Genomic DNA, 13954 nt, shown 5'->3' on the forward strand with positions numbered 1-13954 from the left:
CTCGAATGCAAGGCATAATGGCTCCCGCGAAGAGGCGAGATATTACCCGGCGGCAGGTTTTGCCTGCCGCCGGACGGTCGTGATCAGAGCTTTTTCAGAAAAGCGGCCACATCGTCCTCTGTCGTCGCAAAGCTAGTGACGAGCCTGTAGAGGCCTTCATCCGTAGCGACGAAGCTTGCCAGCTGGTGCGGCACCGGCCAGTCGTAGAACACGGCACCATCCTTCATCAGGGCGTCGGCCACGGACTTCTTCAGAATGACGAAGAGTTCGTTGGCATCGCTGGTCCAGGCGAGCCGCGCGGTGCTGGAAGCTTCGATGCCCTTTGCCAGCTTGCCGGCCATACCATTCGATTGGCGGGCAAGATCGAGCCAGAGATCGTTTTCCAGATAGGCATCGAACTGGGCGGCGATGAAGCGCGACTTGGAGAACAGCTGCGCCGAGCGCTTGCGCAGGTAGTGCATTTCCGAAGCGCGCGCCGGGTTGAAGAGGATCAGCGCTTCCGCGCACCAGCAGCCGTTCTTGGTGCCGCCGAAGGAGAGAAGCTCGACGCCGCGCTTCCAGGTCATCTCGGCCGGGCTGACGCCGAGCGTCACCAGCGCATTGGCAAAGCGTGCGCCATCCATGTGCAGCGGCAGGCGGTGGTGCTTGGCAATCGTGGCGATCGCGTCGATTTCGGCGATGCTGTAGGCGGTGCCGGCTTCCGTCGCCTGCGTCATAGTGATCGCCATGGGCTGCCCACCATGGACGAAGCCGGGCGGAAAACGCTTGATCTCGGCTTCGAGCTTGACTGGGTCCATCTTGCCGTTCTCGCCATCGACCGGCGCCATGCGGGCGCCGTGGGAGAAGAACTCCGGCGCGCCGCATTCGTCGACGTTCACATGGGCTTTGCTATGGCAGAATATATGTCCACCCGGCTTGTTGGCGCTGGCGAGCGCCAGCGAATTGGCCGCCGTGCCGGTGGCGACGAAGAACACCGAAACCTCGTGCTCGAAGATCTCCGAGAGCTTCTTCTCCACCTTGTGGTCCAGGTCGCTGGTGCCGTAGGCGGAGGCGAAACCGCCGGCCGCCTTGACCAGGCTCTCGGCAATAACGGGATGGGCGCCGGCCCAATTGTCGGATGAGAAGATCATGAAGATTGTCCTGTGATGAAAGATCGCGAATGCGGCTCGGCCCGACCATAAACCGCCTGACGGGCTGCGCAAGACCTTCCTCAAGACAAGGACAATCTAATACCAGTTTGAAACCAAAGTGAAGAAATGTGCCGAGTGGCGAAATTAAATTACTCAAAAATGAAACGAACGGCAATCTTTGGCAATATTCGCCCGATTATTTTGTATTGGTACTCTTGCGGCTTCTCAAGCTTTCTGGCATAGAGCTTCTGAAATAGGACAGTATGCCTGTCCTATTTCGGTCTGAAGACCGGAACCGGCCGCACCAACGCCTCCAAGCGCCTGCGGCCGACGATCGAAAGCAGCAGCCCGCCACGGGCGCGCGCTCACATCGCAACGGTCGCCGAGCCTGATCGCGTGACGCATCGTTTGCGGCTGCACCAGGATCATGAGACGATCATGCCGGAGCGGCCAGCGGTTTAACCGCGGCCCCGCCCGGACTGCAGGGATTGCCCGATGATGGGCCCAACAGGAGGGAAGACGATGACGGATTTCACGCCATCACAGGAACTGGAACTCAACCGTGCGCCGACGGCTGCGACGGCTGAGAAAACCACGTTCGGCCTCCCGAAAAAACAGGGGCTCTACGATCCGCGCAACGAGCACGATGCCTGCGGCGTCGGCTTCGTCGCCCATATGAAGGGCAAGAAGTCGCACCAGATCGTCAAGGACGGCCTGTTCATCCTCGAAAACCTCACCCATCGCGGCGCCGTCGGCGCCGACCCTCTCATGGGCGATGGTGCGGGCATTCTCGTGCAGATCCCCGACCGTTTCTTCCGCGAGGAAATGGCCAAGCAGGGCATCACCCTGCCGAAGGCGGGCGACTATGCCGTCGGCTATATGTTCATGCCGCAGGAAGAAGCGCAGGTCGATCACTTCAAGAAGGTGATTGCCGATGTCGTAGCCGAAGAGGGGCAGGTTCTGCTCGGCTTCCGTGACGTGCCGGTCGACAATTCCTCGCTCTCCAAGGCGCCCGAGATCGCCGCCACCGAGCCGCGCCATGTGCAGGTCTTCATCGGCGCCGGCCGCGATGCCGCTACCAATGCCGAGTTCGAGCGCCGGCTGTTCACGCTCCGCAAGGTGATCTCCAACCGCATCTACGACGCCTATCAGGGCGCCGAAACCGGTTTCTATCCGGTGTCGCTGTCATCCAGGACCATCGTCTACAAGGGCATGTTCCTCGCCTATCAGGTCGGCGCCTATTACAAGGACCTCGCCGATCCGCGCTTCGAGACGGCCGTTGCGCTCGTGCATCAGCGCTTCTCGACCAACACTTTTCCGTCGTGGAAGCTGGCGCATCCTTACCGCATGGTCGCCCACAACGGCGAAATCAACACGCTGCGCTCCAACGTCAACTGGATGGCGGCGCGCCAGGCGTCGGTGTCCTCGCCGCTGTTCGGCGACGATATCTCCAAGCTCTGGCCGATCTCCTATGAAGGCCAGTCGGATACGGCCTGTTTCGATAACGCGCTCGAATTCCTCGTGCAGGGCGGCTATTCGCTGTCCCATGCGATGATGATGCTGATCCCCGAGGCCTGGGCCGGTAACCAGCTGATGCAGCCCGAGCGCAAGGCGTTCTACGAATACCACGCCGCCCTGATGGAGCCGTGGGACGGCCCCGCTGCGGTCTGCTTTACCGATGGCCGCCAGATCGGCGCGACGCTCGACCGCAACGGCCTGCGTCCGGCCCGCTATCTCGTCACCGACGACGACCGCGTGATCCTTGCCTCGGAAGCCGGCACGCTGCCGGTACCGGAAGAGCGCATCGTCAAGAAGTGGCGGCTGCAGCCCGGCAAGATGCTGCTGATCGACATGGAAAAGGGCAGCATCATTTCCGATGAGGATTTGAAGTCGACGCTCGCCAACCGTCACCCCTATCGCCAGTGGCTGGACAACACCCAGCTCATCCTGGAAGACTTGAAGCCCGTCGAGCCGCGGGCGCTCCGCCGCGACGTGTCGCTGCTCGATCGCCAGCAGGCCTTCGGCTATACCCAGGAAGACACCAAGATCCTGATGTCGCCGATGGCGACCACTGGTCAGGAAGCGGTGGGATCGATGGGCACCGATACGCCGATCTCGGCGATGTCGGACAAGACCAAGCTGCTTTACACCTATTTCAAGCAGAATTTCGCGCAGGTCACCAACCCGCCGATCGATCCGATCCGCGAAGAGCTGGTGATGAGCCTCGTGTCGTTCATCGGCCCGCGCCCGAACATCCTCGACCATGAGGGCGCAGCGCATGCCAAGCGGCTTGAAGTGCGCCAGCCGATCCTGACCAATGGCGATCTCGAAAAGATCCGCTCGATCGGCCACACGGAAGACCGCTTCGACACCAAGACACTCGACTTCACCTACGATGTCGCACGCGGTGCCGAAGGCATGCTCGAAATCCTCGACCGGCTCTGCGAGCGCGCAGAAGCCGCGGTCAAGGGTGGCTACAACATCATCGTGCTTTCCGACCGGCAGATCGGGCCAGATCGCGTCGCGATCCCGGCGCTGCTGGCAACGGCGGCCGTGCATCATCACCTGATCCGCAAGGGGCTTCGCACCTCGGTCGGTCTCGTCGTCGAAACCGGCGAGCCGCGCGAAGTGCACCATTTCTGCCTGCTGGCAGGCTATGGCGCCGAGGCGATCAACCCCTATCTCGCCTTCGATACGCTGCTCGACATGCACAAGCGCGGCGAATTCCCGAAAGAAGTGGATGCGAGCGAAGTCGTCTATCGCTTCATCAAGGCGATCGGCAAGGGCATCCTCAAGGTCATGTCCAAGATGGGCATCTCGACCTACCAGTCCTATTGCGGCGGCCAGATTTTCGATGCCGTCGGCCTCTCCTCGGAGCTGATCGACCGCTACTTCTTCGGCACGGCGACCCAGATCGAAGGCATCGGCCTCGACGAGATCGCCCGCGAGACCTTCGCGCGCCACCAAGCGGCCTTCGGTTCCGATCCGCTGCTCAACCGCACGCTCGATATCGGCGGCGAATATGCCTATCGCATGCGCGGTGAAAGCCACGCCTGGTCGCCGGATTCGATCGCCTCGCTGCAGCATGCAGTTCGTGGCAATGCCAAGGATCGCTTCAGCGAGTTTTCGGAGATGGTGAACGGCGCTGCGCTGCGCATGAACACCATCCGCGGCCTGTTCAACATCAAGGATGCTGCCGCCATCGGCCGCAAGCCGATCCCGGTCGATCGGGTCGAGTCGGCTGCCGATATCGTCAAGCGCTTCTCGACGGGCGCCATGTCCTTCGGCTCGATCAGCCGCGAGGCCCACACGACGCTCGCCGTCGCCATGAACCGGATCGGCGGCAAGTCGAACACCGGCGAGGGCGGCGAAGAGAGCGACCGTTACTTCCCGCTGCATGACGGCTCGCCGAACCCCGAACGCTCCGCCATCAAGCAGGTGGCGTCGGGCCGCTTCGGCGTCACGACCGAATATCTGGTCAATGCCGACATGCTGCAGATCAAGGTGGCGCAGGGTGCAAAGCCCGGCGAAGGCGGCCAGCTGCCCGGCCACAAGGTCGATGCGACCGTCGCCAAGACCCGCCATTCGACCCCCGGCGTCGGCCTGATCTCACCGCCGCCGCATCACGACATCTATTCGATCGAAGATCTGGCCCAGCTGATCTACGACCTGAAGAACGTCAACCCGGCGGCCGATATCTCCGTCAAGCTCGTCTCGGAAGTCGGCGTCGGCACCGTTGCCGCCGGCGTCGCCAAGGCGCGCGCCGATCATATCACCGTCTCCGGCTATGACGGCGGCACGGGCGCTTCGCCGCTCACTTCGCTGAAGCATGCCGGCAGCCCCTGGGAAATCGGCCTTGCCGAAACCCACCAGACGCTGGTGCTGAACGGCCTTCGCTCGCGCGTCGCGCTGCAGGTGGATGGTGGCCTGAAGACCGGCCGCGATGTCATCATCGGCGCGCTGCTCGGTGCTGACGAGTTCGGCTTCTCGACAGCGCCGCTGATCGCCGCCGGCTGCATCATGATGCGCAAGTGCCATCTCAACACCTGTCCGGTCGGTGTCGCGACCCAGGACCCGGTGCTGCGCAAGCGCTTCAAGGGTGCGCCGGAGCATGTCATCAACTACTTCTTCTTCGTCGCCGAAGAAGTGCGCGAAATCCTGGCCTCGCTCGGTTTCGCCCGGTTCGACGACATCATCGGCCTGTCGGAACTCTTGGAAAAGGATGCGATGATCTCGCACTGGAAGGCCAATGGCCTCGACTTCAGCCGCATCTTCCACAAGGTCGATGCGCCGAAGAAGGCGACCTACTGGACCGAGCGGCAGAACCACCCGATCCACGACATCCTCGACCGCAAGCTGATCGCCGAGGCGATGCCGGCGCTCGAAGCCAGGACTCCGGTTTCGATCGACGTCGAGATCAAGAACGTCGACCGCTCGGCCGGCGCCATGCTCTCCGGCGAAGTCGCCAAGCGCTACAAGCACAAGGGCCTCAAGGAAGATACCATCTCGGTCAAGCTTCGCGGAACGGCCGGCCAGTCCTTCGGCGCTTTCCTCGCAAACGGCGTCACCTTCGAACTTATCGGTGACGGCAACGACTATGTCGGCAAGGGTCTCTCGGGCGGCAAGATCATCGTCCGGCCGCCGGAAAATGCCCGGATCGTGCCGGCCCAGTCGATCATCGTCGGCAATACCGTGCTCTACGGCGCGATCTCCGGCGAGTGCTACTTCAACGGCGTGGCCGGCGAGCGTTTTGCTGTGCGTAACTCCGGTGCGGTCGCGGTCGTCGAAGGCGTGGGTGACCATGGCTGCGAATATATGACCGGCGGTGTCGTCGTCGTTCTCGGCGAGACCGGCCGCAACTTCGCAGCCGGCATGTCGGGCGGTGTCGCCTATGTGCTGGACGAGAGCGACGATTTCGCCAAGCGCTGCAACATGGCGATGGTCGAGCTTGAGCCGGTGCCGGAAGAAGATGAATTGCTCGAAAAGCTGCATCATCACGGCGGCGACCTCATGCACAAAGGCATGGTCGACGTTGCCAGTGACATGACGCGTCACGACGACGAGCGCCTGTACCAGCTGATCTCGAACCACCTGCACTACACGGGTTCGCCGCGCGCCAAGGAAATCCTCGACCACTGGGTCGAGTTCCGCCCGAAATTCCGCAAGGTCATGCCGATCGAATACCGGCGCGCCCTTCTGGAGATGGAGCGCATGCGCATGAGCGTCGCCGCGGAATAACGCGGCGAGGATTTCGCATGATGCCGCTTCCTGCGATCGCCACCCGGCGGTCGCGGTCGAGAAGGCGGGATCGATCAGGATCAACGTGTCTGCTGCGGCGTGGCCGACAGACGAGGCGCAGGGCGCCAAGATTTAAGTGAGGGATGACAGTGGGCAAGGTTACAGGCTTCATGGAAATCGACCGGCAACTGGCAAAGTACCAGCCGGCTTCCGATCGTATTCGCCACTTCCGCGAATTCACGATCCCCATGTCCGAGCCGGAAGTGGAAAAGCAGGCGGCACGCTGCATGGATTGCGGCATTCCGTTCTGCCATGGTCCGACGGGGTGTCCGGTGCACAACCAGATCCCGGACTGGAACGATCTGGTCTATAACGGCAACTGGGAAGAGGCGATCCGCAACCTGCATTCGACCAACAACTTCCCGGAGTTCACCGGCCGTATCTGCCCGGCGCCCTGCGAGGAAGCCTGCACGCTGAACCTTGAGGACGCGCCGGTCGCCATCAAGACCGTCGAGCAGGCGATTGCCGACAAGGCCTATGAGATGGGCTATATCGTGCCGCAACCGGCCGTCGTGAAGACCGGCAGGAAGGTCGCGGTCATCGGCTCCGGCCCCGCCGGCATGGCGGCGGCCCAGCAGCTCGCCCGCGCCGGCCATGAGGTTCACGTCTTCGAACGCGAGACCAAGCCCGGTGGCCTGCTGCGCTACGGCATCCCGGACTTCAAGATGGAGAAGAACTTCATCGATCGTCGCGTCGACCAGATGCGCGGCGAAGGCGTCACCTTCCATTGCGGCGTCAATGTCGGCGTCGACCGCACCGTCGACAGCCTGATCGAAGAGCATGATGCCGTGCTCTATTGCGGCGGCTCGGAAACGCCGCGCGATGCCGGCATTCCCGGCGTCAAGTTCGCCGGCGTGCATGATGCGATGCCGTATCTCGTGCAGCAGAACCGCCGCGTCGGCCGCGAAAACATCGACAGCGTCGGCTGGCCCTCCGATCCGATCCTCGCCGGTGGCAAGCATATCGTCGTCGTCGGCGGTGGCGATACGGCTTCCGACTGCGTCGGCACTGCCTTCCGCCAGGGCGCGGTCAAGGTCACCCAGCTCGACATCCGCCCGCAGCCACCGGAAAAGGAAGACAAGCTCTCGGTCTGGCCGTTCTGGGCCACCAAGATGCGTACCTCCTCCAGCCAGGCCGAAGGCGCGATCCGCGAATTCCAGGTCGCGACACTCGAATTCGTCGGCGACGAGGACGGTATCCTGACCGGCGTGAAGTGCTGCCAGGTCGATGAGCGCCGCAAGCCGATCGCCGGCACCGAATTCGTGATCAAGGCCGATCTCGCCTTCATCGCCATCGGTTTCCGCGGCCCCGCCACCGACGGCGTGCTGAAGGATCTCGGCGACCGCCTCGGCATCAACACGGATAAGCGCGGCTCGAGCAACGTCATCGCCGATGACGTCGACTACAAGACCTCGGTCGACAAGCTGTGGACCGCGGGCGACGTGCGTCGCGGCCAGTCGCTGGTCGTCTGGGCGATCCGCGAAGGCCGTCAGGCGGCACGCGCCATCGATATCGCGCTGATGGGCTCGACCACCCTGCCGCGCTGATGGGGTGACGAATCAAACGAAAATGGCCGGAGAAATCTGGCCTTTTTTATGCTTGGCGGTTTCAACGCCTCAATTACGAATAACCGGATTGCTCAAAATCGTTGCCGGCTTCGCAAGCCGGAAATCATCGACCCGGCCATCAGGCGCGGTCGCGACCTCGCCCTTGTCCACCAGCATGTCACGTGGGCTCTTGCCGTTTCCGGCCGGGATAGCGTTGCCATCCAGAAGCGCTGCGCCGCCGTCGAGGTCCGGGTCGCTGAGGCTGATCGGCGGCGTCTGGGTGATGTCCTCGTTGGTGGCCGGTGCGGTGACGATGATGTCTTTCAAACCATCGCTGCCGGGAATGTCGGAGCTTGCTGCGGCGGCATCGCCGAGGGTTTTGCGGATATCCTTTTCCGCATAGAAGGCGAGCTTGCGCTTGCCGGCTTTGGTCAGGTTGATGCCGTCCGAGCCGCGCAGGCGCACCTGCTGGCCGTTGATATCGGAGCCGGTAATCACAAACTTGCCGGCCTCGTCGACGAAACCATCCCAGACATCGACAAAGGTGCCGCCGACCTTTTCCGCCTCCGCGCGGAACAGCGTGTTGAAGGTCACCATGTCGGCCGTCATCGCCGTCGACTGGAAGGCCGGCATGCCGACCCAGAGCAACGGCGTGCCGCTGGCGCGGGCAGCCGCGGCAAGGGCCGAGGCGCGGCGGGTATATTCGGCGAGCCAGGCATCGGTCTTGAACTTCTCCTTGCCGTCGCCGATCACCATCTGCTGGCGGTCGTTGGCGCCGAGGCTGACGATGACGAGATCGGGCTTCAGCTCGCCGATATAGGTCGGCAGCGTCTTCTGCCAGTTGAAATAGTCCTCGCGCACGAGACCGGAGGAGCCGCTGGCGCGGCTTTCGACGACGATGCCCGGTGTCGTCAGGAAGGCCTCGTCGAGGCCGTCGGCAAGGCTGCCGGCGACGAAATCGCCGACGACGAGCACCTTCTTCGCCGTCGCCGATTTCTCGACGACGGGCGGCGGCGGCTCGGTGGTTACGGTGACGACGGATTTCTGTTTCTTCTTCTGCGGCCGCGCCTGCTGGTCCTGCTGTTGCCGGCGGGGCTGGCGCGGCTCGTAGACGGGAACGTCGTCATAGACGGGTTCGCGCGGCTTGCGGCGGCCGAAGAGGAATTCGAGCAGCGTGCGCCGTTCCTGCGCCTGCACCTCATGCGGCACGACGACGAAGGATGTTGCGACGAAGGCGAAGGCCGTCAGGGCGAGAACGGCAAGATGCCGAAGGCGGCGAAAGCTGAAAAGGGTCATCTTGTCCGTGGTCATGTGACGAGCCTCCCGCCTTCAGAATGTCCGGCAAATGTGCCCGAAATGGGAAGATGGCGCTTATCCTGCCGGGAGGCAACCGGCGCGCGCCGGTTTGCCCGGCGCCCGCTTGGGCACATCAGTTGCGCAGCGCTTTCAGAAGCTGCTGGGTCGGCTCGCCATCCGGCGCCATGCCGTTGCGGTTCTGGAAGGCCTGGATCGCGGCCTTGGAGCCGGAGCCGAAATTGCCGTCCACTTCACCGTCGTAATAGCCGAGTTCCTTCAGGCGGGATTGCAACTCGAATTTCTGCTTGATGTCGAGCGAGCCGTCCGGCCGCGACCAGGCCTGTTGCATGCCACCATAGCCGGCGATTTCATCCGCCAGCAGGCCGACGCCGAGCGCGTAGGAATCCGACGCGTTGTAGCGCTTGATGACGAAGAAGTTCTTGGTCATCAGGAAGCCGGGGCCGCCGCCGCCGCCCGGCATTTTCAGCTCGGCGCGCTGGTCGGGATTGCGGAAACCCTTGCCGTTCGGACGGGTAAAGCCGAGCGCTTCCCACTGGCCGAGCGTCTTGCTCTGGCCGGCATACTGGGCACCATTCTTCGGCACGGCGATTTCGTAGCCCCAGGTCTGGCCGGGCTGCCAGCCGTTCTTCTTCAGGAGGTTGGCGGTCGTCGCCAGGGCATCCGGGATCGAGTTCCAGATATCGCGATGGCCGTTGCCGTCGGCATCGATCGCATAGAGCAGATAGCTGGTCGGGATGAACTGGGTGTGGCCCATAGCGCCGGCCCAGGAGCCGTTCAGCTCACGCGGGCTCACATCGCCGGCCTGCAGGATTTTCAGGGCGGCGATCAGTTGGGTCTTGGCATATTTGGCGCGCTTCGGATCGGAATAGGCAAGCGTCGCCAAGGCGCGCGGGACGTAATGAAGCCGGTCGTCTTTCTCCAGCACGGCGCCGTAATTCGATTCCATCGACCAGATGGCGAGCAGCACGGTGCGGTCGATGCCGAAGTGGCGCTCCAGCGCTGCAAGGGTGCGGGCATGCTTGGCCGCCATCTCGCGGCCAATGCGCACGGTGTAGGGGTTCACGCGGCTGTCGACATATTCCCAGATCTTGTGCTTGAACTCGGGCTGGTACTGCGCCTTCTCAAGCACCACCGGGTCGGGCGATTTCACGCCTGAAAAGGCGGCCCGGTAAGTCGCCTTGGTGATGCCAGCCTTGGCGGCGGTCTCATAGAAGCTGTTGATCCAGGTCTGGAAACCCTGGTCGGCGAAAGCCGGTGTGGACGCCGTGAAAACGGCGGCTGTCATGAAGGCTGCGGTTGCGGCGCGGCAAAGCAAGGACGTCTGTTTCTTCGTCATGGGCGTCGTTCCGTTTCATCGCCGCCTTGTCTCAACAAGACAGGGCGGATCAGCTACACATTTACAGACTTGCAGTAGAGGACACGCAAAAATATGTAGGACCTACTGCGTCGTTTCGGGGCACGCTGAGTTGATGGCTGTGCCGAAAGCCTAGTCTAGGAAAATGAGGTCAACAAATTCTTTACCATGAAGAGCCGGTTTCGTCTTCCTTCGTAAAAAAATAGCAATTTGCCCTGTATTCCCGCCCTATTTGATACCCATCCCACTGAAATTCACATTATCGTGATTCGGAGACGTCAATGAGTGACAAGCGCAAAGTTCGTAAAGCCGTATTCCCGGTCGCGGGTCTCGGAACCCGTTTCCTTCCCGCCACCAAGGCCGTGCCGAAGGAAATGCTGACCGTCGTCGACAAGCCGGTCATCCAGTATGTCGTGGATGAGGCTCTGGAAGCCGGCATCGAGCACCTGATCTTCGTCACCGGCCGCGGCAAGGCGGTCATCGAGGATTATTTCGATATTCAGGTCGAACTCGACCAGACGCTGCGCGAGCGCAACAAGCAGGCCGAACTGACGCTACTCGAAGGCATCCTGCCGCCGGCCGGCACCACCAGCTTCACCCGCCAGCAGGCGCCGCTCGGCCTTGGCCATGCCGTCTGGTGCGCCCGCGAACTCGTCGGCAACGAACCTTTCGCGCTTCTGCTGCCGGATATGATCATGCAGGGCGAGAAGGGCTGCCTGAAGGGCATGGTCGATCTTTACGAGCACAGCGGCGGCAACGTCGTCGCCGTCGAGGAATGCGCGCCCGATCAGGCCCATAAATACGGCATCGTCGGTGTCGGCGACCGCATCGCCGAGGGCTACAAGATCACCGGCATGGTCGAAAAGCCTGCTCCGGGCACCGCGCCGTCGAATTTCTACATCAACGGCCGCTACATCCTGCAGCCGGAAATCTTCCCGATCCTGGAGACGCAGGAACGCGGCGCCGGCAACGAAATCCAGCTGACCGACGGCATGATCAAGCTTGCCAGGGAACAGGCCTTCGCCGCCTATCATTTCCAGGGCACGACCTATGACTGCGGCGCCAAGGATGGCTTCATCCTGGCAAACGTCGCCTTCTCGCTGCAGCGCCCGGATATCCGCTCGGTGGTCGAAGGGCCGCTCAAGGAATTGCTGGCCAGCTTGAAGTAAGGTCCGTTCGGGAAACGAAAAGCCATCCCACACCCTATCGTCATCCTCGGCCTTGAGCCGAGGATCTGCCGCCCTCTCACCGTATGGAGAGGCTGATGGATGGTCGCGTCGAGCCCGACCATGACGGAGGGATTTCTATCGCCGGAGCGTCAGCCCGACACCGATCTTGGTGACGCTGGAGGAGGGGGCGTCGTCCTGATTGGTCTTCTCGTAGCTGACATCGCCGGTGAGAGCGAGATAGCGGTTGAGGTCCCAGGTCAGGCCGGCGCCGGTGTTCCACACCGTCTGGTCGCTGGAGAAGCTTTCCGGGGGGTATTTGCGGAAGGTGAGGCTGTTGGAAAGCCGCGCCACGAGGTTGGAGCGCAGCTCGCGCGTCGCCTGGCTGTTGAGGGCATAGACGAGCGCGCCGCTTTCGCCCGGCGTGGTCGAAGGCTCGATGCCGGTGGAGAGGCCGTAGTAGATGTTGGTGCCGCGCATCGGCGACCAGTTCATGAGGCTGTCAATGGTGAAGCCATCGACATCCTTGAGGCGCGGATCGTCGAAACGATAAGTCTCGTAGCCGAGCGCGATCTCGCCCGAGAGCTTTTCGCCGAGATCGACCTGCACACCGGCGCGGCCGGCATAGGTGTCGTAGGAACGGCGATAGCCGAAGCGATCGTATTCCTCGTCATAGACGGATTTGCCGGCTGCCGCCTCCAGGAAGGGGATGATGGCCGGCGAGATTTCATAGCCGATGCGGCCGGTCACTGTACCGGCATTGCGGTTGCGGTCGGACATCGACAGCGTCGTGCCGCTGTCGAATTCGGCGGGGCTATAGTCGTAACGGTCGAAATCGACCCGCGCGGAGCCACGCAGCAGGCCGAAATCATGTTCGATGCCGGCGCCCAGCGTATATTGGTTGATGCCGGATTGGGTCGTGGCCGCCTCGATCGCGTTGGGATCGGTCGAATCCTCGCGTTCGAAGTGATAGCCGGCCCGCAGGCGACCGATGGTGTCTTCGCTGAAGTCGAGGCGCAACTCGGCATCGATATCGGCGAGCGGTTCGGTTTCGCCGCTGCCGGAGACGTTCTTCTGCCAGATGCCTTCGCCGGTCACCGTCAGCTGGTGGCGTGACCAGTCCGAGGTCAGCGTTCCCTTGAGGCCGGTTTCGAGATAGCCCCTGTCCTCGTCGCCGCTGCCCTTGTTGATCTCGTGGTTATAGCTCTGGCCGAGCGTCGGCTTCAGGATGAAGGTTCCGACGCGCACGCCGGGAGCATCGCTGGTGCTGTTGTAGCGACTGCGCAGGCCGTCAACCGTACCTTCGCGCAGGTTCAGGCGGCTGAAGTCTTCCTGAATTGCGGCATCGAATTGCGGATCATCGACGGTATCCGGGCTGGCAAGGGTGGTCTTTGCCGCTCCGCTATCTGCTGGTTGCGCGGCCAGGTCGCCGACGAGGGGAGGGTAGGCCTGCTGATCCGCTGTATCGGTCAGGCTTTGTGCTGCGGCGAGGCCGGGAAGAAAGAGGACGCAGCCCGCCAGCAGCCAGGCGAGCCTCGTCGCCGGACGCGAGGCGTAATGGCCTCTGGTCGGTTGAAAATCTGGCGTCCCCTGCCGCATATGCCCGCAAACCGTTTCAAAGTGTTGATCAACCGTAAACCGTTGTGGTTAATCAATCCTTTAAGCGGCGCGGATTTCGGCTTAAGCGGCCTCCACCGTCAGCTGCCGGCCGCTGCTTGCAACCACCCGGACGCGGGCGCCGGCGGGCAGGTCCGGACCATCGACCCGCCATGTCGTATCGTCGAGCCGGATGCGGCCACGGCCCTCGTGGATCGGCTCCTCCAGAACGGCGGTGCGCCCGACGAGACCCGCGCCGCGCTGGTTGAGGAACGGCTCGTCCGTCGTCTCGGCCGAGCGGGTCACCAGCCGCCGTCCAACGAACACGGCGGCAATGGAAAACAGCGCGAAAATCACCAGCTGCACCTGCCACAGCCAGACATCGGACGGCCAGAACAACAGCGAGAGCACGCCGGTCAGGATCGCCGCGATGCCGATCCAGACGAGAAAGACGCCGGGCACGATCATCTCGGCTGCCAAAAGCACGAGGCCGAGAACCCACCACGCCCACGGACCAAGCTCGAAGAGGATGCGCTCGATCATCGA

General features: G+C 62.7%; 8 protein-coding genes. 3 read left to right on the plus strand and 5 right to left on the minus strand.

What is annotated here, in order from left to right; genetic code table 11:
- Positions 1-83: 83 nt before the first annotated feature.
- Positions 84-1130 carry a low specificity L-threonine aldolase gene (locus ASC86_RS18955; RefSeq protein ID WP_056324754.1) on the minus strand — a complete coding sequence of 349 codons (1047 nt, stop codon included), beginning with the start codon at positions 1128-1130 and terminating at the stop codon, positions 84-86.
- A 522-nt stretch (positions 1131-1652) separates the two neighbouring features.
- Between ASC86_RS18955 and gltB the strand changes: the two genes are divergently transcribed.
- Positions 1653-6368, plus strand: coding sequence for a glutamate synthase large subunit (gene gltB / locus ASC86_RS18960; RefSeq protein ID WP_056324756.1), 4716 nt, complete (start codon positions 1653-1655; stop codon positions 6366-6368).
- Positions 6369-6517: 149 nt separating this feature from the next.
- Positions 6518-7975 (plus strand): glutamate synthase subunit beta, encoded by a 1458-nt coding sequence (locus tag ASC86_RS18965; protein WP_056324759.1) that lies wholly within the window; start codon positions 6518-6520, stop codon positions 7973-7975.
- Positions 7976-8044: 69 nt separating this feature from the next.
- Here ASC86_RS18965 and ASC86_RS18970 read toward each other — a convergent pair whose 3' ends face one another.
- The gene (locus tag ASC86_RS18970) at positions 8045-9286 is read right to left on the minus strand and encodes a DUF459 domain-containing protein (protein ID WP_082510301.1); all 1242 of its coding nucleotides are present in this window, start codon (positions 9284-9286) and stop codon (positions 8045-8047) included.
- Positions 9287-9404: 118 nt separating this feature from the next.
- Complete coding sequence (locus ASC86_RS18975; protein ID WP_244477652.1) at positions 9405-10577, minus strand: lytic murein transglycosylase; 1173 nt, start codon at positions 10575-10577, stop codon at positions 9405-9407.
- Positions 10578-10927: 350 nt separating this feature from the next.
- Here ASC86_RS18975 and galU point away from each other — a divergent pair, with 350 nt between their 5' ends.
- Positions 10928-11815, plus strand: a complete 888-nt coding sequence (gene galU / locus ASC86_RS18980) for a UTP--glucose-1-phosphate uridylyltransferase GalU (protein WP_056324763.1) — start codon at positions 10928-10930, stop codon at positions 11813-11815.
- Positions 11816-11950: 135 nt separating this feature from the next.
- On the opposite strand, the gene ASC86_RS18985 is transcribed toward galU, so the two are convergent.
- Positions 11951-13411: an outer membrane beta-barrel protein gene (locus ASC86_RS18985; RefSeq protein ID WP_056324766.1), complete on the minus strand. Its 1461-nt coding sequence runs from the start codon at positions 13409-13411 to the stop codon at positions 11951-11953.
- An 81-nt stretch (positions 13412-13492) separates the two neighbouring features.
- The gene (locus ASC86_RS18990) at positions 13493-13951 is read right to left on the minus strand and encodes an NfeD family protein (protein WP_056324768.1); all 459 of its coding nucleotides are present in this window, start codon (positions 13949-13951) and stop codon (positions 13493-13495) included.
- Positions 13952-13954 lie beyond the last annotated feature (3 nt).

The organism is Rhizobium sp. Root1212, assembly GCF_001424985.1.
GTDB lineage: Bacteria > Pseudomonadota > Alphaproteobacteria > Rhizobiales > Rhizobiaceae > Pararhizobium.

What these genes read in the sequence shown, in the direction of transcription:
- ASC86_RS18970 (WP_082510301.1), bottom strand. Translation starts at nt 9,286, where the DNA reads ATGACCACGGACAAGATGACCCTTTTCAGCTTTCGCCGCCTTCGGCAT.
- ASC86_RS18985 (WP_056324766.1), bottom strand. Translation starts at nt 13,411, where the DNA reads ATGCGGCAGGGGACGCCAGATTTTCAACCGACCAGAGGCCATTACGCC.
- ASC86_RS18990 (WP_056324768.1), bottom strand. Translation starts at nt 13,951, where the DNA reads ATGATCGAGCGCATCCTCTTCGAGCTTGGTCCGTGGGCGTGGTGGGTT.
- ASC86_RS18975 (WP_244477652.1), bottom strand. Translation starts at nt 10,577, where the DNA reads ATGACAGCCGCCGTTTTCACGGCGTCCACACCGGCTTTCGCCGACCAG.
- galU (WP_056324763.1), top strand. Translation starts at nt 10,928, where the DNA reads ATGAGTGACAAGCGCAAAGTTCGTAAAGCCGTATTCCCGGTCGCGGGT.
- gltB (WP_056324756.1), top strand. Translation starts at nt 1,653, where the DNA reads ATGACGGATTTCACGCCATCACAGGAACTGGAACTCAACCGTGCGCCG.
- ASC86_RS18955 (WP_056324754.1), bottom strand. Translation starts at nt 1,130, where the DNA reads ATGATCTTCTCATCCGACAATTGGGCCGGCGCCCATCCCGTTATTGCC.